This window comes from Frigoribacterium sp. AC759 (assembly GCF_979256015.1).
Genome location: NZ_CEEDMT010000004.1, coordinates 67,663 through 89,219, shown reverse-complemented (window position 1 = coordinate 89,219; position 21,557 = coordinate 67,663). Strand labels below are relative to the sequence as shown.

Annotated in this window: 18 protein-coding genes and 1 tRNA gene; 16 read left to right on the top strand and 3 right to left on the bottom strand. The window is 70.9% G+C overall.

Going from position 1 to position 21,557, the window contains the following annotated elements:
* Positions 1 to 54 precede the first annotated feature (54 nt).
* The 11 genes from folP to ACZ6JE_RS06095 all read left to right on the top strand — a co-directional run bounded on the left by folP (position 55) and on the right by ACZ6JE_RS06095 (position 11,342).
* The gene (folP, locus tag ACZ6JE_RS06145; protein ID WP_464318465.1) at positions 55 to 1,530 is read left to right on the top strand and encodes a dihydropteroate synthase; all 1,476 of its coding nucleotides are present in this window, start codon (positions 55 to 57) and stop codon (positions 1,528 to 1,530) included.
* The gene (gene folB, locus ACZ6JE_RS06140; RefSeq protein WP_464318464.1) at positions 1,527 to 1,964 is read left to right on the top strand and encodes a dihydroneopterin aldolase; all 438 of its coding nucleotides are present in this window, start codon (positions 1,527 to 1,529) and stop codon (positions 1,962 to 1,964) included. Before folP ends, folB begins: the two co-directional genes overlap by 4 nt.
* Positions 1,961 to 2,629, top strand: a complete 669-nt coding sequence (folK, locus tag ACZ6JE_RS06135) for a 2-amino-4-hydroxy-6-hydroxymethyldihydropteridine diphosphokinase (protein WP_464318463.1) — start codon at positions 1,961 to 1,963, stop codon at positions 2,627 to 2,629. Before folB ends, folK begins: the two co-directional genes overlap by 4 nt.
* Positions 2,626 to 3,096, top strand: a complete 471-nt coding sequence (locus ACZ6JE_RS06130) for a DUF3180 family protein (RefSeq protein ID WP_320479131.1) — start codon at positions 2,626 to 2,628, stop codon at positions 3,094 to 3,096. The genes folK and ACZ6JE_RS06130 overlap by 4 nt, the downstream gene beginning before the upstream one ends.
* Before the next feature lie 45 nt (positions 3,097 to 3,141).
* Positions 3,142 to 3,654: a PH domain-containing protein gene (locus ACZ6JE_RS06125; protein WP_243215836.1), complete on the top strand. Its 513-nt coding sequence runs from the start codon at positions 3,142 to 3,144 to the stop codon at positions 3,652 to 3,654.
* 49 nt (positions 3,655 to 3,703) lie between these two features.
* Positions 3,704 to 5,458, top strand: coding sequence for a PH domain-containing protein (locus tag ACZ6JE_RS06120; protein WP_464318462.1), 1,755 nt, complete (start codon positions 3,704 to 3,706; stop codon positions 5,456 to 5,458).
* Positions 5,455 to 6,216: a Rossmann-like and DUF2520 domain-containing protein gene (locus tag ACZ6JE_RS06115; protein WP_320477692.1), complete on the top strand. Its 762-nt coding sequence runs from the start codon at positions 5,455 to 5,457 to the stop codon at positions 6,214 to 6,216. The genes ACZ6JE_RS06120 and ACZ6JE_RS06115 overlap by 4 nt, the downstream gene beginning before the upstream one ends.
* A 51-nt stretch (positions 6,217 to 6,267) precedes the next feature.
* Positions 6,268 to 7,824, top strand: a complete 1,557-nt coding sequence (gene lysS, locus ACZ6JE_RS06110) for a lysine--tRNA ligase (RefSeq protein ID WP_464318461.1) — start codon at positions 6,268 to 6,270, stop codon at positions 7,822 to 7,824.
* 24 nt (positions 7,825 to 7,848) lie between these two features.
* The gene (locus ACZ6JE_RS06105) at positions 7,849 to 8,094 is read left to right on the top strand and encodes a hypothetical protein (protein WP_192061782.1); all 246 of its coding nucleotides are present in this window, start codon (positions 7,849 to 7,851) and stop codon (positions 8,092 to 8,094) included.
* Positions 8,095 to 8,595: 501 nt separating this feature from the next.
* Complete coding sequence (locus ACZ6JE_RS06100; RefSeq protein WP_192061739.1) at positions 8,596 to 9,621, top strand: sigma-70 family RNA polymerase sigma factor; 1,026 nt, start codon at positions 8,596 to 8,598, stop codon at positions 9,619 to 9,621.
* Between the two features lie 656 nt (positions 9,622 to 10,277).
* The gene (locus ACZ6JE_RS06095) at positions 10,278 to 11,342 is read left to right on the top strand and encodes a hypothetical protein (RefSeq protein WP_464318460.1); all 1,065 of its coding nucleotides are present in this window, start codon (positions 10,278 to 10,280) and stop codon (positions 11,340 to 11,342) included.
* Between the two features lie 452 nt (positions 11,343 to 11,794).
* Here ACZ6JE_RS06095 and ACZ6JE_RS06090 read toward each other — a convergent pair whose 3' ends face one another.
* Complete coding sequence (locus tag ACZ6JE_RS06090; protein WP_464318459.1) at positions 11,795 to 12,739, bottom strand: NAD(+)/NADH kinase; 945 nt, start codon at positions 12,737 to 12,739, stop codon at positions 11,795 to 11,797.
* A gap of 238 nt (positions 12,740 to 12,977) precedes the next feature.
* Here ACZ6JE_RS06090 and ACZ6JE_RS06085 point away from each other — a divergent pair, with 238 nt between their 5' ends.
* From ACZ6JE_RS06085 to ACZ6JE_RS06070, 4 genes are all read left to right on the top strand, one after another.
* Positions 12,978 to 15,467, top strand: coding sequence for an ATP-dependent Clp protease ATP-binding subunit (locus ACZ6JE_RS06085; RefSeq protein WP_192061742.1), 2,490 nt, complete (start codon positions 12,978 to 12,980; stop codon positions 15,465 to 15,467).
* Positions 15,468 to 15,574: 107 nt separating this feature from the next.
* Complete coding sequence (locus ACZ6JE_RS06080) at positions 15,575 to 16,108, top strand: amino-acid N-acetyltransferase (protein WP_464318458.1); 534 nt, start codon at positions 15,575 to 15,577, stop codon at positions 16,106 to 16,108.
* Between the two features lie 146 nt (positions 16,109 to 16,254).
* On the top strand, positions 16,255 to 16,941 hold the full coding sequence (locus tag ACZ6JE_RS06075; protein WP_464318457.1) for a hypothetical protein: 687 nt from the start codon (positions 16,255 to 16,257) through the stop codon (positions 16,939 to 16,941).
* Between the two features lie 3 nt (positions 16,942 to 16,944).
* Positions 16,945 to 17,421 carry an SseB family protein gene (locus ACZ6JE_RS06070; protein WP_464318456.1) on the top strand — a complete coding sequence of 159 codons (477 nt, stop codon included), beginning with the start codon at positions 16,945 to 16,947 and terminating at the stop codon, positions 17,419 to 17,421.
* A gap of 140 nt (positions 17,422 to 17,561) precedes the next feature.
* On the opposite strand, the gene radA is transcribed toward ACZ6JE_RS06070, so the two are convergent.
* Both radA and ACZ6JE_RS06060 read right to left on the bottom strand, forming a co-directional pair.
* Positions 17,562 to 18,926, bottom strand: a complete 1,365-nt coding sequence (gene radA / locus ACZ6JE_RS06065; protein ID WP_243214870.1) for a DNA repair protein RadA — start codon at positions 18,924 to 18,926, stop codon at positions 17,562 to 17,564.
* 257 nt (positions 18,927 to 19,183) lie between these two features.
* Entirely contained in the window at positions 19,184 to 19,942 is a 759-nt protein-coding gene (locus ACZ6JE_RS06060; RefSeq protein WP_464318455.1) for an SGNH/GDSL hydrolase family protein, read from the bottom strand.
* A 121-nt stretch (positions 19,943 to 20,063) separates the two neighbouring features.
* Here ACZ6JE_RS06060 and ACZ6JE_RS06055 point away from each other — a divergent pair.
* Positions 20,064 to 20,154, top strand: a tRNA-Ser gene (locus ACZ6JE_RS06055).
* Positions 20,155 to 21,557: the final 1,403 nt, after the last annotated feature.

Sequence of the window (21,557 nt, the reverse complement as noted above, 5' to 3'; positions counted from 1 at the left end):
TACCCTGGAGCCCGACCCTGTTCGACCCCTGGCCCCGATCGGAGGCGCCTCCCCGTGACCGACTCACCGAGTGGAGCACACCGGGCATCCGACGAGTCGTCGGCCGGACGTGTCTGGAAGCGTCCGCGGGGGAGGGCGCGCTACCCCGACCCGGTCGTGCTCGACGCACCGCCGGCCAGCGCGCCGGCTGCCGGCAGCGAACGTCGCCTCGTCCTCTCGCTCGGTGAGCGGGCCGCGGTCCGACCCCCGGCCCAGCTGCCCCCGGTCACGCAGACGCCCGCGACCCGCACCCCCGGCGGCCCGAGCACCGTGACACCCGGCTCCGCGAGCCCGTCCGCCGCGACCGGCACCCCCGGCGGTCCGAGCACGGTGAGCGAGCCCGCCCTGCCGACCCGCGCCTCCGGACGCCGCCTCATCGCCGGCGGACGCTTCGACGGGCCGCTCGACGACCGCGACGAGGCCTCGACCCGGACCCGGGTCGGCTCGCACGCCGCGCCGAGTCCCGTGGTGCCGCCCGTCCGCGGTGCCGACGAGCTGCGGCGACCCCCGGCGAGCAGCTCGCCCGGCGTCGAGCCGGACGCCGCGACCCTCGTGATGGACATCGTGCAGCCGGCCGCGACGTCTGCTGAGACGGCTGCCGCGACGTCGGCCGCGCCTCCTGCCACGCCGGCACCGCGCCCGCCACGCGACGGACCGCTCGTGGTCGGCATCGTGAACGTCACGCCCGACTCGTTCAGCGACGGCGGTCGCTACGTCGAGGTCGACGACGCCCTGCGGCACGCGAGAGCGCTCGTCGAGGCCGGGGCCGACGTGATCGACGTCGGCGGCGAATCGACGAGACCCGGCAGCGCCCGGGTCGCCCCGATCGACGAGCAGCGGCGCGTGCTGCCCGTCATCCGGCAGCTGGCGTCCGAAGGCGTCCGGGTGAGCATCGACACCATGAACGCCGCCACGGCCTACGCGGCCGTCGAGGCCGGAGCCGACATCGTCAACGACGTCTCGGGCGGTCTCGCCGACCGCTTCATGGCGCAGGCCGTCGCCGACACCGGCAGCACCTTCGTGGCCATGCACTGGCGCGGGCCGCTCGACGGCTCCGACCGGCCCGACTACCGCGACGTCGTGACCGACGTGCACGACGAGCTGCAGCAGCGCGTCGCCGACCTCGTCGCCCAGGGGATCGACCCCTCCCGTCTCGTGCTCGACCCCGGTCTCGGCTTCTCGAAGGACGCCGCTCAGAACTGGCAGGTGCTCGCCGGTCTGCGGGGGCTCGGCCGTCTCGGGCTGCCGCTGATGGTCGGGGCCTCGCGCAAGAGGTTCCTCGGCGAGCTGCTGCCCGAAGGCGCTCCGATCGAGGCCCGCGACCAGGCCACGGCGGTCGTCAGCGTGCTGGCCGCCCTCGAGGGCGTCTGGGCGGTGCGCGTGCACGACGTCGCCGCGACCCGGGCGGCGCTCGACGTCTGGCAGGCCTGGCAGCAGGGGGGCCGCTCGGCGGGCGCCGCGAAGTCGACCCGATCGGCGAGGCACGCATGACCGCCGCCGAGACGAGCCCCGCCGCCGAGACGAGCCCCGCCGCGGCGGCCCCCGCTGCGACGGCCGCCGTCGGCCTCGACGTGCTCCGCTTGAGCGGCGTGCGCGCCACCGGGCACCACGGGGTCTTCGACCACGAGCGCCGCGACGGTCAGGAGTTCGTCGTCGACGCCGTCGTGCACCTCGACACCCGGGCGGCGGCCACCGGCGACGACCTCGAGGCGACCGTGCACTACGGCGTGCTCGCCGAGCAGCTCGTCGCCGCCGTCGAGAGCGACCCGGTCGACCTGATCGAGACCCTGGCCGAGCGTCTGGCCGGCGTGGTCCTCGCGTTCCCCGCCGCCGTGCGCACCGAGATCACCGTGCACAAGCCGAGCGCGCCCATCACCGTTCCGTTCTCGGACGTCTCGATCACCATCGTGCGGGAGCGCCCGTGAGCGCCGAGCCGCACGCGCCCAGCACCCACGCCGTCGGCACACCAGCGACCCGAGCGGCCGGCACACCCGCCAACCGGGCGGCTGGCACACCGACCACCCGCGCCGTCATCGCGCTCGGCTCGAACCTCGGCGCCCGCGACGAACTGCTCGGCGACGCCGTGCGGGCCCTCGACGCGACCCCGGGCATCACCGTCGTCGCGGCCTCGACCCCCGTGTCGTCCGTGGCGCTGACGCTCGACGGCCCCGACGAGACGCGGCCCGAGTACCTCAACGCGGTCGCGCTCGTCGACACCGACCTCGACCCCCTGGCGCTGCTCGACGCGCTGCACGGCATCGAGTCCGAGCACGGTCGCACCCGCGAGGTCCGCTGGGGCGATCGCACGCTCGACCTCGACATCGTCGCCTTCGGCGATCTCGAGCTCGACACCGAGCGCCTCACCCTGCCGCACCCGCGAGCGTCCGAGCGCGCCTTCGTGCTCGAGCCCTGGTTCGAGATCGACGAGGAGGCGCGGCTCGGCGGCCACGGACCGGTCGCCGCCCTGATCGCGCGGCTCCCCGACCGGACCCGACCCGTGACCGGGGCGACGCGGCTGCTCGACCGGCGCCGCGCCTCCTCGGCCATCCCGTCGGCGGACGACCGGCACGACCAGGGAGTCACCGCGTGAAGCACACCCGCCCCGGCACCCTGATCGCACTCGGCCTCGCGGCCCTCGTCGCGGGCTTCGTCGTCGACGCCGCCCTGGTCGCGAACGGCATGGCCGCCCTCGTGCCCCCGGTGCCGCTCGGCCTCGTGCTGCTCGCCATCGGCGGCATCGTCGTCAGCATGGCCGTGCCCGTGCGCCGCGTCGCCCGGGGCACCAGCACCGACCGCATCGACCCGTACTACGCGACGAGGGTGCTGCTGCTGGCCAAAGCGAGCAGTCTCTCGGGGGCGCTGTTCGGCGGGGCCGCCGCGGGGGTGCTCGTCTTCATGCTGACGCGCGGCGTGACCGTCGCGGTAGGCTCGCTCGTGCCCACGATCGTCGCCGTGGTGGGGGGTCTCGCCCTCCTCGTGGCGGGGGTCGTCGCCGAGCGCATGTGCACGGTGCCACCGGGCGACGACGACGGCGGGCCGGGGGCGCAAGCGGCCTGAGGGCCGTGTTCCGTCTCGCCACCGCCGACCGGAGGAACCTCCGCCATGGATCGACTCGACAGCGCCTACGACGACATCGCCCGCCGCGACGACGCCGTGTCCGGCTCCTGGACCGGCGTCTCGCCCAAGTACGTCTGGCCCGAGCTGATCGGCTGGGTGGTCACCGGCCTGATCGCGGCGGCCGCCACCCTGCCCCTGTGGCTCCTCGAGCAGTGGTGGGCCTACGCCGTCACCGCCGCGGTGGTCGTGATCTTCGCGTTGGTGGCCGCTTTCACGCCCCGGCGCGTCCGGTCGATTCGCTACCAGCTGCGCGACGACGACCTGCTGCTGCGCAAGGGCGTCATGTTCGTCCGCTTCGTCGCGGTGCCCTACGGCCGCATGCAGCTGATCGACATCAACCGCGGCCCCGTGGTACGGGCGCTCGGTCTCAGCGACCTGAAGTTCGTCACGGCCGCGGCCTCGTCGGGCGTGACCATCCCCGGGGTGCCCGCCGACGACGCCGAGGCGCTGCGCGACCGGCTCGTGAGTCTCGCCGAGTCGCGACGGGCCGGCCTGTGAGCGACGGCGCCCCCGCCTCGCCGCCCGGCGCACCCACCCCGCCACCCCGGTGCTCAAGGGCGGCATCGCGCTCGTCGTGCTGCTCGGCATCGTCGTCAACAACGCGCGCGACTGGGCCATCGAGCTCTTCCTGCCCGGCGGTCGCCGCGGCGGCTCCGACGAGGGGGACCCGTTCGGCTACGTGGTCGACCAGGGCTGGATCGGCTTCGTGCTGCTCGGCATCGTCGTGGTGATCGCGGCGCTCGTCGGCCTGTTCTACCTCTCGTGGCGGATGAACACGTTCCGTGTCACCGAAGAGATCGTCGAGGTCCGCAGCGGCGTCGTCTTCCGCACGAACCGTCGGGCGCGGCTCGACCGGATCCAGGGCATCAACATCCAGCGCCCGCTGCTGGCGCGCGTCTTCGGGGCCGCCCGTCTCGAGGTCAACCAGGCGGGCGACGACGCCAACGTCGTGCTCGCGTACCTGAGGGGGGCCGCGGCCGACGACCTCCGACGCGAGATCCTGCGCCGCGCCTCCGGAGCCCGCCGACCCGAGACGACGTCCGCGCTCGCCGGCGACGACCCCGCGAACCGAGGAGGCGCGGCGCCCGTTCTCGAAGGAGCCCCCGGCACCCCGCCGGTCGCCCACCGCACCGGGCTCGGCGGCGTCGTCGAGCAGCGCGCGCACGAGTTCCTCGCTCCCGAGCTCGACCCGCGCGAGGCCGACCCCGACTCGGTCGTCCGCATCGAGCCGGGTCGCCTGATCGGCTCGGTGCTGCTGAGCGGCTACACGCTGTTCATCGTCGCTGCGGCCGTCGCGGTGGCGATCAGCGTCGCTGTGACCGGCGAGTACTTCCTGCTGTTCGCGATGCTGCCGGCTCTGCTCGGCTCGGGCGGGTTCTTCGTCAACCGCATCTCGAAGTCGCTGCGCTTCAGCATCGCGTCGACCCGCGACGGCATCCGCATCGGCTACGGCCTCTTCTCGACCACGAACGAGACGCTGCCGCCCGGGCGCATCCACTCGGTCAAGGTCAGTCAGCCGCTGCTCTGGCGGCCGTTCGGCTGGTGGGAGATCTCGATCAACCGCGCCTCGCGGTCGAGTGCGAACGGCGCCGACGGTCAGAACAACACCAGCATCCTGCCGGTGGGCGACATGGCCGACGTGCGTCGGGTGCTCGAGTTCGTGCTGCCCGAGCTCGTCGGAGTGGCCGCCGCGGACGCCGACACCGAAGAGGCGCTGGTCGCCCCGACGGAGCCCGTCACCGAGGAGGCGCTGGTCGCCACCTCCGACGCGGTCGCCTCCGATCCGGTGGGCGCTGCGCGCGGGTTCCGCGAGAACGCGGGCGAGCACGCCGCCCGCACCGTGTCGATCATCGAGCAGGGTCTGACCGCGAAGGGCGACGACGGCGGCTTCACCGTCTCGCCGCGTCGTGCGGCCGTGCTGCGCTGGTTCTCGTGGCGACGCAACGGGTTCCGCTCGGCGCCCGGCGCGGTGCTGCTGCGCACCGGGGCCGTCTGGCGCAGACTCGTCGTCGTGCCGCTGCCGCGCATCCAGAGCGTCGCCCTCCGGCAGGGGCCGCTGCTGCGCCGGCTGCGACTCGCCGAGGTGAGCGTGCACACCGTCCAGGGGCCGATCACGGCCCAGATCGGGGCGCTCGACGAGAACGACGCGCTCGAGTTCTTCCACGCCGCCGGGCGCGACGCCGTGGGCGCGGCCCGCGCCGACCGGACGCACCGGTGGCTGTCGAGCGTCGTGAGCGATGCGGGTGCCGGCACCGCGCCTCCTGCCGGGCCTTCCGCTCCCGTCGACGGGAGCGGTGCATGAGCGCCCAGCGCAGCGGACGGCTCGGGGTCGGGGTGATCGGAGCCGGGCACGTCGGCCCCATCCTCGGGGCCGCCCTCGCCGCCGCCGGACACGCGGTGGTCGGCATCTCGGCCGTCTCCGAGCGGGCCCGCGACCGCGCCGAGGCGATCCTGCCGGGCGTGCCCGTGCTGACCGTGCAGGAGGTCGTCGAACGCAGCGAGCTCGTGCTGCTCGCCGTGCCCGACGACCAGCTCGCCGACCTCGTCGCGGGGCTCGCCGAGACGGGCGGCTGGCAGCCCGGGCAGCTCGTCGTGCACACCTCGGCCGTGCACGGACTCGAGGTGCTGAGACCCGCGCTCGCCGCCGGCGTCATCCCGCTCGCGATCCACCCGGCGCTCACGTTCACCGGCACCACCATCGACCTCGTGCGGCTCCGCGGCGCGTACTGCGCGGTCACGGCGCCCGTGCCGGTGCAGCCGATCGGGCAGGCGCTCGTCGTCGAGATGGGCGCCGAGCCCGTGCTCGTCGCCGACGCCGACCGCCCCCGGTACGCCGAGGCCGTCGCGACGGCGACCGAGTTCTCGGCCGCGATCGTCACCCAGTCGGTCGGTCTGCTGGCCGAGCTGGGCATGCCCGAGCCGGGGCGCGTCATCGCCCCGCTGGTCCGGTCGGCGATGGACCGCGCTCTCGGCATCGCCGAGGGGTCGGTCGGCCCCGGTACCATCGACGTGGCCTCGTTCGACGACGGGCCGTCCGCGTTCGGCGACCCGCGCGCCTGACGGCACCGCGCCTCCCACATCCTCTTCCCCCTTCGCTGGAGCAGCTGACACATGACCGTCTCGCCCGACCCCACCTCCACCACCGCGCTCGACGGCGCGGCAGGCGCCGCCGCCGCCGACGGCCAGGCGGTCAGCGAGGAGGCGCGCGAGGCGTCCGAGCAGAAGCAGGTGCGCCTCGCCAAGCGGCAGCGTCTGCTCGACTCGGGTCGTGAGGCCTACCCGGTCGGGGTGCCCGTCTCCGACACGATCGCGGCCGTCCGCGCCCGTCACGCCGAGCTCGAGACCGACAGCCGGTCGGGCGACGTCGTGGGGCTCGCCGGTCGCATCGTGCACGCCCGCAACACGGGCAAGCTCTGCTTCGCCGCCCTGCAGGCGGGCGACGGGTCGCGCATCCAGGCGATGGTGTCGCTGGCCGAGGTGGGCGAGCAGTCGCTCGCCGACTGGAAGGAGCTCGTCGACCTGGGCGACCACGTCTTCGTCACCGGCGAGGTCATCTCGTCGCGCCGGGGCGAGCTGTCGATCATGGTCACCGACTGGACCATCGCGTCGAAGGCGATCCTGCCGCTGCCCAACCTGCACGGCGAGCTCAGCGAAGAGACCCGCGTGCGTCAGCGCTACCTCGACCTGATCGTGCGCGACCAGGCCCGCGCCACCGTGCGGGCCCGCGCCGCCGCCGTCGCGTCGCTCCGCCGCACCTTCGACTCGCACGAGTACCTCGAGGTCGAGACGCCCATGCTGCAGACCATGCACGGCGGCGCCGCGGCCCGACCCTTCCAGACCCACAGCAACGCGTTCGACACCGAGCTGTTCCTCCGCATCGCGCCCGAGCTGTTCCTCAAGCGGGCGGTGGTCGGCGGCATCGACCGCGTCTTCGAGATCAACCGCAACTTCCGCAACGAGGGCGCCGACTCGACGCACTCGCCCGAGTTCGCCATGGTCGAGGCGTACCAGGCCTACGGCGACTACGAGCAGATGGCGCGACTGACTCAAGAGATGGTGCAGAACGCCGCCTTCGCCGTCGCCGGCACGCATCTCGTCACCCTCGCCGACGGCACCGAGTACGACCTCGGTGGCGAGTGGGCCCGCGTGCCCATGTACGAGTCGCTCAGCGAGGCCGCCGGCGTCGAGGTCACCCCCGCCACCTCGGTCGCCGACCTGCAGGCGCTCGCCGCCACCGTCGACCTCGTCGTGCCGCACGAGACGCACGGCAAGCTCGTCGAAGAGCTCTGGGAGCACTTCGTCAAGCCGTCGCTCGACCGCCCGACCTTCGTCATGGACTTCCCGGTCGACACGAGCCCCCTCGTCCGCAGCCACCGCTCGAAGCCGGGCGTGGTCGAGAAGTGGGATCTCTACGTCCGCGGGTTCGAGCTCGCCACGGCGTACTCCGAGCTCGTCGACCCGGTCGTGCAGCGCGAGCGCTTCGTCGAGCAGGCGGCCCTCGGTGCCCGCGGCGACGTCGAGGCCATGCGCCTCGACGAGGACTTCCTGACGGCCCTCGAGCACGGCATGCCGCCGAGCGGCGGGATGGGCATGGGCATCGACCGCCTGCTGATGGCGATCACGGGCCTGGGGATCCGCGAGACGATCCTGTTCCCGCTGGTGAAGTGACATCCCGAGACGTACCCTTGACGAGTGCCTGAAACCTATCTCGGAGCGTTCGTCTTCTCGTTGACGCCGACCATCGTCGTCGGCCTCATCTTCTGGTTCGTCGTCCGCTCGCTGATCCGCGCCGACCGGACGGAGCGCTCCGCGTACTCCAAGATCGAGGCCGAAGAGCGCGCCAAGGTCGCTGCAGCCGACTTCGAGGCCGAGCGCATCGCCGCCGACCGCCGTGGGGGCGACCGCCTCGACGGCGATCGCCGCGCGGCCACGTCGTAGCGCCTCCTCGGCTCCTCTCCCCGGCTTCTCCCCGAACGCCCGTCCGACCCCGTCGGCGGGCGTTCGTGCTGTCTCGGGCGCCGCGCGGACACGAGCGGAGTTGTCCCCCTAGCCGTGAACCGAACGGAGGGTGCCCGGTGGGCTGAAAAAGATAGAGCAGCCGTACCCGATGTGTGCATCGGTGGACGGCGTCCCCCTCGACGTGCCGCTCGCGCCCCGAGATGCCCATGATCACGGGCATCGCTGTGCCCCGACTCCGGGGGCTGTACCCCGTTGTGCGGCGTCGAGGTGCTTACACCCGCAGGGGGTGCGCCGTCAAAGACGACGTGTTCTCGTACCCCGAATGACTCGAAACCCTGTGTGCGCCCTCCGAGAAAGCTTGTGAAGGTCCCCTCCGGCTTTTGCCGGGATTCGGTCGAGCGAGAGACTTTTACTACGCCGAAGAGCTTCACGAACTTATTCGACAGCAACGCAGTCAGCACTCGAAGCAGGGAGAGAACGATGACGACCACCACCGTCACCACGCGCAGCAGCAGCACCGAGACGACCGACGACACCGAAGTCGAGGTCCTCTCGCAGGTCCGCGGGGCCTCCACCGACCAGGTCGGCGACTACCTCCGCCACATCGGCCGCATGCCCCTCCTCGACGCGGCCGAGGAGACCGAGATCGCCCGCCGCATCGAGGTCGGCCTGTTCGCCGCCGAGAAGATCAAGGACCTCCAGGCCGCCGACGCGGTCAAGAAAGACCGCACCAAGGCCCACGCGCAGATGATGCGCGACCTCAAGTGGCTGCAGCACGACGGCGAGCGTGCGAAGGACCGCATGATCACCGCCAACCTGCGCCTCGTCGTCAGCATCGCGAAGCGCTACACGCAGCGCGGGCTGCCCTTCATGGACGTCATCCAGGAGGGCAACCTCGGCCTGGTGCGCGCCGTCGAGAAGTTCGACTACACGCAGGGCTACAAGTTCTCGACCTACGCCACGTGGTGGATCCGCCAGGCCATCGCCCGCGGGCTCGCCGACAAGGCCCGCGCCATCCGTATCCCGGTGCACACGGTCGAGCGCATCAACCGCATCTCGCGGGCCGAGCGCGACCTGACCGTCGACCTGGGCCGTGCGCCCACCGTCGACGAGGTCGCCGCCGAGGTCGCGATGGAGGTCGCCGACCTGGTCGAGCTGAAGTCGCGTTCGCACGAGCCGGTGTCGATCCATACCGTCGTCGGCGACGCGGAGGACAGCGAGCTGGGCGACTTCATCGAAGACGAAGAGACCCCGTCGCCGACCGCCGCGACCGAGAACTCGCTGCTCAACCGCGACATGCACGCCCTCGTGGCGACGCTGCCCGACGACGAGGCGCGCGTGATCCGCATGCGCTTCGGCCTCGACGACGACCAGCCGATGACCCTCGACGAGATCTCAAAGCGCGTCCACTCGTCGCGCCAGGCCGTCTCGCGCGTCGAGAGCCGCGCCCGCCTGCGCATGTTCGCGAAGGCCGTCAGCCAGGACCTCCAGCTGTACCTGCAGTAGGCCTGTCGGGCGCTCGCGCTCGTCTGCTTCACCGGAGGGCCGCCGCCCCGAGTCAGCTCGGGTGGCGGCCCTCCGTCTTGCGCGCTCGTCGCTGGTGGCCCGTCGCTCGTCGCTCGCGCTCGTGCCCGGCTGACGTTGGTCGAAAGTCGCCCTTCGCGCGGTGCTGGAGGGGCGCTTTCTGCCCACCGTGGCGCCTGCGGTGCGCGCTGCGACTGACGTTGGTCGAAAGTCGCCTTTCGCGCGGTGCTGGAGCGGCGCTTTCTGCCCACCGTGGCGCCTGCGGTGCGCGCTGCGACTGACGTTGGTCGGAAGTCGCCCCTGGCGGGGTGCTGGGGGGCGTCTTCTGCCCACCGTTGAGCCTGCTGCGCGCGCTGCGGCTGACGTTGGCCGGAAGTCGCCCTTCGCGCGGTGCTGGAGAGGCGCTTTCTGCCCACCGGGGGACCCTGCTGCGCGCGGCCTCGGCTGACGGTGGTCAAAAGTCGCCTGTCACGGGGTGCCGGAGGAGCGTCTTCTGCCCACCGTGAGCCGTCGGCTCGCGGTGCTCTGCGGGCTTGTGCCGTGAGGCGAGCCCTCCCCAGTCGCAGGCGGGGCCGAATCGTCCACAGGGGGCGTAGCCGAGGAGGCGCGGGTCAACTCAGCCGGGCCAGTCTCGCCTCATGCCGCGCATCCCTCTGCCCCCTAACCTCGTCGACCGTCCGTTCTCCGTCGCCGAAGCGAGAGAGGCCGGTCTGGGGGCGAAGCGTCTCCGCGGCCCCGATCTCGTGGCTCCACATCGCGGAGTCCGTCTCGCGTCCGAGCGCATCGCGAGGCACGACCGTGCCATACCCGCCGCCCGGCCGCCCGGCCTTGCGACGGAGCTCATACCGGCCCGTACGGGGTTCGAGTCCGCCGCCCTCCCGGGGCCGTCGGCCGTGGTCATCGATCGGGCGCTGGCGTTGCAGCCCGTCATGCTCGAGAGCTGGTTCTTCTCACACGCCACGGCGCTCGCGATCTGGAACCTGCCCGTCCCTCTCCGGGTGACCACCGGGGTCGAGCCGTTGCACGTCAGCACGAGCGTCGGGCGCGGCCCACGTCGGCCGGGCGTCGTCGGGCACCGGTCGGCGGCGACGCGTCTGCCCGATCCGACTCGGCTCGACGTCTCGTCATCAGCATCGTGGCGCAGCGCGAGTTCTGCTCGGAGACAACTGCCCGTCGATGATCCCCTCTCGGCCTGGGCGCGCTCCGGCACCCTCATGAGTCTCGACGAGCTCGTCCGAGCGGGCGACGCTCTGGCCGGCTCGTGGTCGCCTCACGAGGAGGCGCGCGAACGGTCGATCGACGAGCTCATCGCCGCGATCGCCGCTGTGGGCCGGGTCCCCGGGGCCGGGCGGGTCCGAGCGGCCCTCGAGCTGATCCGCCCGGGCGTGGAGTCGCCGAGGGAGACCGACCTGCGCCTCCTTCTCGTCCGTGCGGGGTTGCCCGAGCCCGAGATCAATGAGCCGACCTATGACGCCAGCGGTCGCTATCTCGGCAAGCCGGACCTGCGGTACCGGTGGCGCAAGGTCGCGATCGAGTACGAGGGTGACGAGCACCGGCTCGATCGTCGTCGGTTCCGGCACGACATCCTGAGGCGCGAGCGTTTCGCCGACGCGGGCTGGCGGACGGTCCGTTGCACGGGCGACGACCTCGACGGGCGGCGGGCCGCAGAACTCGTGGCCCGCGTCGAGCGTCTTCTCGCCTAGACAGGCGGCGGCCGCGAGCGATACCGAGCGGGGTGGTCGGATGATGTCGCTGCGTGGCCGGCGAAGACTTCACATCGACCCGCGCGGGGTCTGCTCCGGCCTAGGGCGGTCCGCTTCGGTCCAGGCTAGTCAGAAGTCGCCCGCCAGTCGCGCGCGAGAGGCGTCTTCTGACCACCGTGGCGACGGGGCCTGCGAGGTTGGTCGGAAGTCGTCCTTCGAGGTCGAGCGACGGGCGTCTTCTGACCACCGTGGCAGTGGGGCTCGTGAGGTTGGTCAGAGGGTGCCCTTCAGTGCCGGGCGAACGGCGTCTTTTGACCACCGTAGTGAGGGCCTGCGAGGTTGGTCGGAAGTCGCCCTTCAGCGCCGCGCGAGGGGCATCTTCTGCCCACCGTCTGGGGTCGAGCGGTACCGAGTGGCGCGGGCTGACGTTCGAGCTACGGCCGGGCGACCGGCTACGGCCGCTCGCCGCGCTCGACGCGCTCGCGGAACCGCGCCCGCACGTCGCTCGGCACGAGCTCGAGCAGCTGGTCCTCGCGCAGCGGCAGGTCGAGCAGGCTCAGCTTCAGGCGCCCCTTGCGTCCGTGCCGGTCGGCGTCGAGTCGGATGACCTGGCCTGCGTCGCGGCGCAGTCGGAGCGCGACCACGCACCCGGCGCTCACGTCGGCCATGACGCGTCCGTCGATCTCGAGCGCGGCCGAGTGCGTGCCGTCGCCGATCTCGAACCGCAGCAGCTCGCGCGGGCCCAGCACCACCGAGCGGTCGATGCCCGACATGGGGGCGACCGGGGTGACCACGACGGCCGCCACGGCCGGCGACAGGATCGGCCCTCCGGCGGCGTAGTTGTAGGCGGTCGAGCCGGCCGGCGTGGAGGCGACGATCGCGTCGGCCTTGTAGAAGCCGTAGGGGGTGTCGTCGAGCACGAGGTCGGCGCTGACCACGCCCTCGCCGGGGCGCCGTGCCACCGAGACGTCGTTGAAGGCCAGGTACGTGTTCTCGAAGCCGGACGAGGTGTGGGTCACCTCGAGGGCGTGGTGCGCCTCCAGCGAGAACTGCTTCTCGCCGATCCGATCGAGGGCCTCGGGCAGGTCGCGCGGCTCGACCTCGACCAGGAACCCCACGTTGCCGTAGTTCACGCCCAGCACGGGCACCGGCCGTTCGGCCACGAGGCGCATCGCGCCGAGCATCGTCCCGTCGCCGCCGAGCGCCACCACGACCGACACGCGCTCGCGGAAGACGTCCTCGTCGACGAGCTCGACGCCGTCGCCGACCCGGGCCGCGTCGGCGGTCATCGCGAGCAGGTGCGCGTCGGAACGCGTCGTCCAGTCGCGGAGGATCGCGACGCTGTCGACGACCGACTTGGTGGGGTGCGGGACGAGCCCGACGGTGAAGGTGCCCATGGGGCCGAGGCTAGTCGTCGGCCCTGTCGGCCCTGTCAGCCCGACCCCGGAGGCCTGCCGCGGGCCCGCCGCGGCCCTGCCGCGGCCCGTCGCGAGGCCGCTCTATGCCCCCAGCGAACAGGGGCTGATTAAGCGGTGTCCCGTGGTTACTCTCTGTGTAAACCGGTGCCACCCCCTGCGGGCACCGACTGCGTATCGGTGGCGACAACTCCACCCCGTCACCTAGGGAGCAAAGAAGATGTTCGAGAGATTCACCGACCGTGCCCGTCGCGTCGTCGTCCTCGCCCAAGAAGAGGCGAAGATGCTCAACCACAACTACATCGGTACCGAGCACATCCTGCTCGGTCTCATCCACGAGGGCGAAGGCGTAGCCGCCAAGGCCCTCGAGTCTCTGGGCATCTCGCTCGACGCCGTGCGCGAGCAGGTCCAGGACATCATCGGTCAGGGCCAGCAGCAGCCGACCGGTCACATCCCCTTCACGCCCCGGGCGAAGAAGGTCCTCGAGCTGAGCCTGCGCGAAGCGCTGCAGCTCGGCCACAACTACATCGGCACCGAGCACATCCTGCTCGGCCTCATCCGCGAGGGTGAGGGCGTCGCCGCCCAGGTGCTCGTCAAGCTCGGCGCCGACCTCAACCGGGTCCGTCAGCAGGTCATCCAGCTCCTCTCCGGCTACCAGGGCAAGGAGGCGGTGGCCGTGGGCGGCGAAGCGACCCAGGGCGCGCAGGGCGGCAGTCAGGTGCTCGACCAGTTCGGTCGCAACCTGACGCAGGCGGCGCGCGATAACAAGCTCGACCCGGTCATCGGGCGCGAGAAGGAGATGGAGCGGGTCATGCAGATCCTCTCCCGCCGCTCGAAGAACAACCCCGTGCTGATCGGCGAGCCCGGTGTCGGCAAGACGGCCGTCGTCGAGGGCCTGGCCCAGGCGATCGTCAAGGGCGAGGTCCCCGAGACGCTGAAAGACAAGCAGCTCTACTCGCTCGACCTCGGCTCGCTCATCGCCGGCAGCCGCTACCGCGGTGACTTCGAGGAGCGCCTGAAGAAGGTCACCAAGGAGATCCGCACCCGCGGCGACATCATCGTATTCATCGACGAGATCCACACCCTGGTGGGTGCGGGTGCCGCCGAGGGCGCCATCGACGCCGCGTCGATCCTGAAGCCGCTGCTCGCCCGCGGCGAGCTGCAGACGATCGGTGCGACCACGCTCGACGAGTACCGCAAGCACTTCGAGAAGGACGCCGCTCTCGAGCGCCGCTTCCAGTCGGTCCAGGTGCACGAGCCCTCGCTGCCCCACACGATCAACATCCTCAAGGGCCTCCGCGACAAGTACGAGGCGTTCCACAAGGTCTCGATCACCGACGGCGCCATCGTGTCGGCGGCGAACCTCGCCGACCGCTACGTCAGCGACCGGTTCCTGCCCGACAAGGCCATCGACCTGATCGACGAGGCCGGCGCGCGTCTGCGTCTGTCGATCCTGTCGGCGCCGCCCGAGCTGCGCGAGTTCGACGAGCGCATCGCCGGCGTCCGCGGTCAGAAGGAGGGCGCGATCGAAGACCAGGACTTCGAGAAGGCCGCCTCGCTGCGCGACGAGGAGAAGAAGCTGCTCGGCGAGCGTCTCCGACTCGAGAAGCAGTGGCGTTCAGGCGAAGCCGGAGCCGGCGGAACCGTCGACGAGGGCATCATCGCCGAGGTGCTGGCCCAGGCGACCGGCATCCCCGTCTTCAAGCTCACCGAAGAGGAGACCTCGCGTCTCGTCTTCATGGAGAAGGCGCTGCACCAGCGGGTCATCGGGCAAGAAGAGGCCATCGCGGCGCTCTCGAAGACCATCCGCCGCACGCGGGCCGGTCTGAAAGACCCGAACCGCCCCTCCGGCTCGTTCATCTTCGCTGGTCCGACCGGTGTCGGTAAGACCGAGCTGGCCAAGGCGCTCGCCGAGTTCCTGTTCGACGACGAGGGCGCGCTCATCTCGCTCGACATGTCCGAGTACGGCGAGAAGCACACCGTCTCGCGTCTGTTCGGAGCCCCTCCCGGGTTCGTCGGCTTCGAAGAGGGCGGGCAGCTGACCGAGAAGGTCCGCCGCAAGCCGTTCTCCGTGGTGCTGTTCGACGAGATCGAGAAGGCCCACCCCGACATCTTCAACTCGCTGCTGCAGGTGCTCGAAGAGGGTCGCCTGACCGACGGTCAGGGTCGCGTCGTCGACTTCAAGAACACGGTCATCATCATGACGACCAACCTCGGGTCGAAGGGCATCGCTGGTGGCCCCGTCGGCTTCCAGAGCGACAGCGACACGGCGACCGGTTACGACCGGATGCGCGCCAAGGTCAACGAAGAGCTCAAGAAGCACTTCAAGCCCGAGTTCCTCAACCGCGTGGACGACACCATCGTGTTCCCGCAGCTGAGCAAGCCCGAGCTGCTGCAGATCGTCGACTTGTTCGTGAAGCGCCTGTCCGAGCGACTGCTCGACCGCGACATGACGACCGTCCTGACGCTGCCCGCGAAGGAGCAGCTCATCAAGATCGGCTTCGACCCGTCGCTGGGTGCTCGTCCGCTGCGTCGTGCGATCCAGCACGAGGTCGAAGACCGTCTGTCCGAGCGCATCCTCACGGGCGACCTGACCGCGGGCGACCACGTCGCGATCGACTTCGTCGACGGCGAGTTCACCTTCGAGACGTCGCGCCAGCCCGGTCGCGACGAGGTCCTGGTGGGCGACGCCCCCGAGATCGAGAGCTGATCGAGGGTCCATCCGATTCACCGCGAGGGCGGTCCGGCTCCGGCCGGGCCGCCCTTCGGCGTACCCGGAGCCGAGGAGGCGCGGGTCGGCCTGAGTAGGCTGGCCCGATGACCACAGCGGACCAGTTCGGCATCACCGTCCGCGACGCCGTCGTCAGCGACGTCCCGCACATCCAGCGGCTCTGCGAGCCCTTCGTGCAGAAGCGCATCCTGCTCGGCAAGGATCTCGTGACGCTGTACGGCGACGTGCAGGAGTTCCAGATCGCCGTCGGCCCCGACGGCACCCCCATCGGCTGCGGAGCGCTGCACGTCATGTGGGACGATCTGGCCGAGGTGCGGACGCTCGCTCTCGATGCCGCATGGATCCGTCGGGGTGTCGGCCACCGCCTCCTCGAGGCCCTCGAAGGCGCTGCGCGTCGACTCGAGATCGGGCGCCTGTTCTGCTTGACGTTCGAGGTCGACTTCTTCGAGAAGCACGGGTACCTCAACGTGGGCGACGACGGGCTCGTGCCGCCCGAGGTGTACGGCGAGCTCGTGCGGTCGACCGACGAGGGCGTGGCGGAGTTCCTCGACCTGGCCCGGGTCAAGCCGAACACGCTCGGCAACTCGCGCATGCTGAAGGCGCTGCCCGCGCTCGACTGACCGGGCGGGTCGCGGGGACGGCCGAGTGCTCGTCCGGCTGCCTCGGGGCCGGCACCGCGCCTCCTCGGCTGCTGCTGGGGCGATTCTCAGCCCACACGCCGCCGGGGTGCCGGGTTCGCGGGCTGACCTGCGGTTAGCTTGTGCGCATGTCGACGTTCAAGAATCCGACCGGGCCGCAGCCGCCCTCGGTGTACTGGCGTCGACGTGCCGTGGTGGCCCTCGGGCTGATCGCGGTGATCGTCATCATCGTGCTGATCGTCGTGCGACCCGGGTCGGGTGCGAGCGAGCCGGGTGCGGCGGCGACGTCGAGCGCCCCTGCCGCCGACGGCTCGGCAGACGACGCCGCCGACACGGCGCCCGCCGAGACGGCTCCGGCCGCGGATGCGACGCCCGAGCCCAGCGCCGACCCTTCGGCCGCGACCGACGGCACGGCGTGCGAGCCCGCGGACATCGCCCTGGCGGCGATCCTCGACAAGGAGTCGTACGCGGCCACCGAGCTGCCGCAGATGGCGATGTCGATCACGAACACGGGCGATGCCGACTGCGTCATCAACCTGGGGTCGAACCAGCAGCGTCTGGTCGTCTCGAGTGGTGAGGAGCAGTACTGGTCGTCGAAGGACTGCCAGGTGAACGGCACCGACCAGGATGTGACACTGACGGCCGGGCAGACGCTCGAGACCCCGGCGATCGCCTGGGACCGCACGCGGTCGTCGCCCGACACCTGCGACAGCGAGTCGCGCAGCGCCGTTCCGGCCGATGGCGCGACCTATCGACTCTCCGTCTTCGTCGGCGACATCACGTCGGCCGACCCCGCCCCGATGATCTTGAACTGAGCGATGACCGAAGCTGCTGACCCCCGTTCCGAGGCGCTCGAGCTGGCCCTGGCCAGCCAGGATGTCGCCGCCGTCGCGTTCGCGCTGCGCCATGACGTGGTCGTGGTGCCGAAGCTCGTGGCCGATGCGTCGGCCGGTGCCGCCGGGGGTACCGGTGGTGCCGGGGGTGCCGGTGGTGCCGGCGCTGACGGTGCTGACGGTGCTGACGCCGATGGTGTGGCCTTCGGTGCGGCCGAGCAGGTGCGCGTCTTCGGGCGTGAGAACACCGACAAGCGGATCCTGCTGCTGTTCTCGTCGGCTGACGCTTACGCGGCGATGGTGCCGAACGACACGAACCGTCAGGTGATGCTGTACGACGCGTCCGCTCTGCGGGCATTCCTGGAGGTTCACCTCGATGTGCTCGAGCAGGTGTTCTTCGACATCGCCGGGCCGCACACGATGGCGGCCACGCCGGAGGATCTGCTGAAGGCTCTGCACTAGTCGACCCGGCTGCCGGTCGATGCCTAGTTGCCTCGATGCCGCTGGCCGACGTACCTGGTCGGCGCCGCTGCACACCAGGCGGAGCGCAGGAGGCGCGGGTCGTCGCCCTGGTCGGCGAGCGGCCCGGCGGGGTCATGCCGTCAGAATGCGGCGTCGAGCTCGCGTTCGCGCGGGCTGCTGCCGATGCTGAAGGCGCGGCGGAGGGCCTCGCGGAGGTGGGTGGCGTCGGAGTCGACGAGGTGCGTGAACCCGAGGCGGCGGGCTTCGGAGCTGCGCTGGGTGGCGGATGACGCGGGTCGGATCTCGCCGGCGAGGCTGATCTCGCCGATGGCGGCCATGGTATGCGGGAACGACACGTCGCGGCTGGCGCTGGCGAGGGCCAGGGCGATGGCGAGGTCGGCCCCGGGTTCGGTGAGCTTGATGCCGCCGACGGTCGAGACGTAGACGTCGGCGTCGCCGAGGCGGATGCCGGCGCGGCGTTCGAGCACGGCGAGCAGCATGGCGACGCGTGACGAGTCGACGCCGTTGACGACGCGGCGGGGTTGCGGTGCCGAGCTGGCGACGATGAGCGCCTGGACCTCGACGGGCAGGGCGCGGCGGCCCTCCATGGCGACGGTGATGCAGGTGCCGCTGACGGGGGCGCCGGTGCGTGACATGAACAGCCCGCTGGGGTCGGCGACCTCGGCGATGCCGTCGCCGGTCATCTCGAAGCAGCCGACCTCGTCGGTGGGGCCGAACCGATTTTTGTGGGCGCGGATGAACCGGAGTGATGTCTGGCGGTCGCCTTCGAACTGGCAGACGACGTCGACGAGGTGCTCGAGGAGGCGCGGGCCGGCGATCGTGCCGTCTTTCGTCACGTGCCCCACCAGCAGCACCGGCAGGTTGCGGTCTTTGCTGACGCGGATGAGGGTCGAGGCGACTTCGCGCACCTGCGAGGTGCCGCCGGCGATGCCGTCGAGGGTGGACGACGAGACGGTCTGCACGGAGTCGACGATGACGAGCTGCGGGTCGACCTGCTCGATCTGGCCGAGGATGACGGCGAGGTCGACTTCGGCGGCGAGGTAGAGGTTGGGGTGCAGGGCGTTGGTGCGTTCGGCGCGGAGGCGGACCTGCGAGGCGCTCTCTTCGGCGGTGACGTAGAGCACACGGGCGCCGGTGGCGGCGGCGCGGGAGGCGACCTCGAGCAGGAGGGTCGACTTGCCGACGCCGGGTTCGCCGCTGAGGAGAATGGCGGCGCCGGGGACGATGCCGCCGCCGAGCACGCGGTCGAATTCGTCGATGCCGCTGGGCCAGGAGGCGACGCTGGTGGCTTCGATCTCGGTGATGGGGCGGGCGGCGCGGTCGGCGCCGACCTTGATGGCGGCGGTGCCGCGGGCGCTGGCGAGGGTGGTGGTGACGTCGACGACGGTGCCCCAGCGTTGGCATTCGCCGCAGCGGCCGACCCACTTGAGCGATGTCCACCCGCATTCGGTGCAGCGGAAGGGTGGGGATGCGGGGCGTGCCATGCGGACAGCCTAGGTGTGGCCACCGACACTCGCCGCGCCTCCTCGGTGGGGCTGTGGAGAGCCGACGACGAACCCCCGCGTGAGCATCGAACCCCGTCGTGCGGGGGTGTCTTGCTCACGCGGGGGTTCGAGGCCGGAGCCGCGCCGGGTAGCGCCATGCAGCGCCGGGTCAGGCCGGGGCCGCACCGGGTCAGGCAGGGTCGGGCCGCTGCGAGGGGCCGCGCCGGGTCAGCCCGGATCGGGCTGCCCAGCCCGGCTCAGGCGCGCTCGGCGGCGATCTCCGCGAGGCGGTCGGCGATGGCGGGTTCGAAGGCGGAGGCCCAGACGCGGTAGCCGAGGTCGTTGGGGTGGAAGAGGTCGCCGGCCGAGTTGCGGAAGGTGCGGAGGAGCCCTTGTCGGCGCGTGGTCTCGTAGAGGGGTGCGACGGTGAGGCCGAGTTCGCCGGCGACCCGGTGGACGATCGCGTTGGCTTCGGCGACCTTCTTCTCGCGGTCGGGCAGCCACATGGTCGGCAGGTCGGCGACGATGGCGTGGCTCGGCAGGGCGCTGTAGATGGCGCGGATGTTCTTCTCGAACGACTCGGCCTTGAAGTCGATGATGTCGTTGGCGCCGATGGCGACGGTGACGATGTCGGGGTCGTATTCGGCGAGCTTCGGCAGCTGGTCTTTTCGGCAGAGCCAGGTGGTCGAGCCGCTGACGCTGAGGTTGACCATGCGCAGGGAGGAGTGGGTGGCCCGGCGAATGCCTGCCGACAGGCGGCCGACGTAGCTGCGGGCGGGGCTCGAGGCGCCGATGCCCTGGGCGGCCGAGTCGCCGAGGGCGACGTAGAGCAGGGCGCCCTTCTTGTCGTAGCGCGAGCGCCACCAGGCAGAGTGGACCGGCAGTTTCTCGTTCAGGTCGTGGGCGGCGGCGCGCTGCTGACCGGCGAAGTGGCGGTACAGGGCGAAGGCCCCGCCGGCGGCGGCGAGGGTGGTGCCGACGCCCGACAGGAAGGCGAGGGAAGTGCGCTGCGTCATGCTCGAAACCTACGCCCGACCACTGACATCACGGCTGCGATGCCTGTGGAGCCACGCGGGAGCCGAGGAGGCGCGGGTCACCGTTTCGACACAGCCCCCGTCGTGTATTACACTCACTCTCGGTACCGTGTCCGAGCGGCCGAAGGATCATGTCTCGAAAACATGTGTGGGGGTTGACTCCACCGTGGGTTCAAATCCCACCGGTACCGCCACGAGAAAGAGCCCCGAGAACCCCGTACTTACAAGGGTTCCGGGGCTCCTTTCTTTGCTGACGGGGCGAAGCGGTAACGCAGCAGTAACGGGAACTCGGTCAGGAGTTGTGAGCAACCGCAGGTTGCCCGAATGGTGGCTCCTAGAGAAGACCCGCGGTCAGTAACTCGTTCCTCGGCTTGCGGTGTCTGTCGAAATTTCTTCGTTGGTGACCAGGACGCCGATGCGGCGGGAGAGCATTGCGCGGGACATGACGAAATCGCGGGCTACTCGCGTTGGCAGTTGGACCGAATATAGCAACTGATTTGCGGAGCGGATCTCGCTGTCCGGAACACGGTTTGGCGCCCACCGAGATCCTTCCCCGCCGTACGGCGTTATGAAACAGAGTCTCGCGCTCGCTTGATCTCGAGCTCCATCTCGCCAACGCCGCCATGACGGAGAACACCATCGACCCCATCGGGGTCTGAGTGTCGACATCGCTTCCGCCGAGGCTCAGAACTCGAAGGCGCGCGCCCAGGCTACGGAGCTGCTCGGCGCAGACAAGCATGTCGGTGGTCGATCACCCGAGCCAGTCCGGGGTCGTCATTACGAGGGTGTCCCCGTCGTGGAGGGCAGCCAGGGCACGATCAAAGGAGGCCTTTGATGCCGCGAGCACCAGAGAGTCCCTGCTCGACGCATAGGTCCTCTCGGCGCACGCCAGCAGGAAGGAGGTCGACCTCTTGCCGGTCGGTGTCTTGTAACGTGCCGACACCCGGGCATAGCCAATCGGCGTCGCCGACCCATCCTTTCTGTCTCGTGACCAAGGTTCGTGACACCAATGCGGACCCGAACTTGCGATACCTGGCTGTGAGACTCGCCGTCCCGCCAAACTGCCGAATGGAGCCAAGCGCGCCCGGCCGGTCGGCAATACGAATCGCAACCGTAGCCATACGAGACCCGGAACCAGGCCGAAAACAGTGGGAGTGTGTGCAGGCCACCACCCGCGCTGACGACTGTCGCGGTACTAGCTCACGGTGAAGGGCCACCACGAAGAAACTGGTTCATCGCTCAATGCTTGGCCGCCCGTTCGCGACCGTCCGCCTCCACTAGCTCTGCAATGGGCGAGTCCCGCTAGCTTGGCTTCACGGCTTGAAAGGGAGATATGGCCGCGGAAACACGAAAGACAACGACACTGAACGACGTCATCCGCGCCCCGACCCTTACGGGTACGGCTATCACGAGGGCCGTTGGCAAGCTCCGAGGTCGCAAATCGAAGCTCGCCCTTTGGCAGGAGAACCGCCTAGTGCAGCTACACCGCACCGGCGCCCACACAACGAGCGAGATCGCGGAACTCTTCGGCGTCTTTCGGTCGAAGGCCTACCGAGCCAGCCAGCTAGACCCTCCCAGCATGGCATTTATGCCTGCA

What these genes read in the sequence shown, in the direction of transcription:
- ACZ6JE_RS06075 (WP_464318457.1), top strand. Translation starts at nt 16,255, where the DNA reads ATGTCGACGTTCAAGAATCCGACCGGGCCGCAGCCGCCCTCGGTGTAC.
- ACZ6JE_RS06070 (WP_464318456.1), top strand. Translation starts at nt 16,945, where the DNA reads ATGACCGAAGCTGCTGACCCCCGTTCCGAGGCGCTCGAGCTGGCCCTG.
- lysS (WP_464318461.1), top strand. Translation starts at nt 6,268, where the DNA reads ATGACCGTCTCGCCCGACCCCACCTCCACCACCGCGCTCGACGGCGCG.
- ACZ6JE_RS06080 (WP_464318458.1), top strand. Translation starts at nt 15,575, where the DNA reads ATGACCACAGCGGACCAGTTCGGCATCACCGTCCGCGACGCCGTCGTC.
- ACZ6JE_RS06115 (WP_320477692.1), top strand. Translation starts at nt 5,455, where the DNA reads ATGAGCGCCCAGCGCAGCGGACGGCTCGGGGTCGGGGTGATCGGAGCC.
- ACZ6JE_RS06090 (WP_464318459.1), bottom strand. Translation starts at nt 12,739, where the DNA reads ATGGGCACCTTCACCGTCGGGCTCGTCCCGCACCCCACCAAGTCGGTC.
- radA (WP_243214870.1), bottom strand. Translation starts at nt 18,926, where the DNA reads ATGGCACGCCCCGCATCCCCACCCTTCCGCTGCACCGAATGCGGGTGG.
- ACZ6JE_RS06085 (WP_192061742.1), top strand. Translation starts at nt 12,978, where the DNA reads ATGTTCGAGAGATTCACCGACCGTGCCCGTCGCGTCGTCGTCCTCGCC.
- ACZ6JE_RS06125 (WP_243215836.1), top strand. Translation starts at nt 3,142, where the DNA reads ATGGATCGACTCGACAGCGCCTACGACGACATCGCCCGCCGCGACGAC.
- ACZ6JE_RS06095 (WP_464318460.1), top strand. Translation starts at nt 10,278, where the DNA reads ATGCCGCGCATCCCTCTGCCCCCTAACCTCGTCGACCGTCCGTTCTCC.
- ACZ6JE_RS06060 (WP_464318455.1), bottom strand. Translation starts at nt 19,942, where the DNA reads ATGACGCAGCGCACTTCCCTCGCCTTCCTGTCGGGCGTCGGCACCACC.
- ACZ6JE_RS06100 (WP_192061739.1), top strand. Translation starts at nt 8,596, where the DNA reads ATGACGACCACCACCGTCACCACGCGCAGCAGCAGCACCGAGACGACC.
- folB (WP_464318464.1), top strand. Translation starts at nt 1,527, where the DNA reads ATGACCGCCGCCGAGACGAGCCCCGCCGCCGAGACGAGCCCCGCCGCG.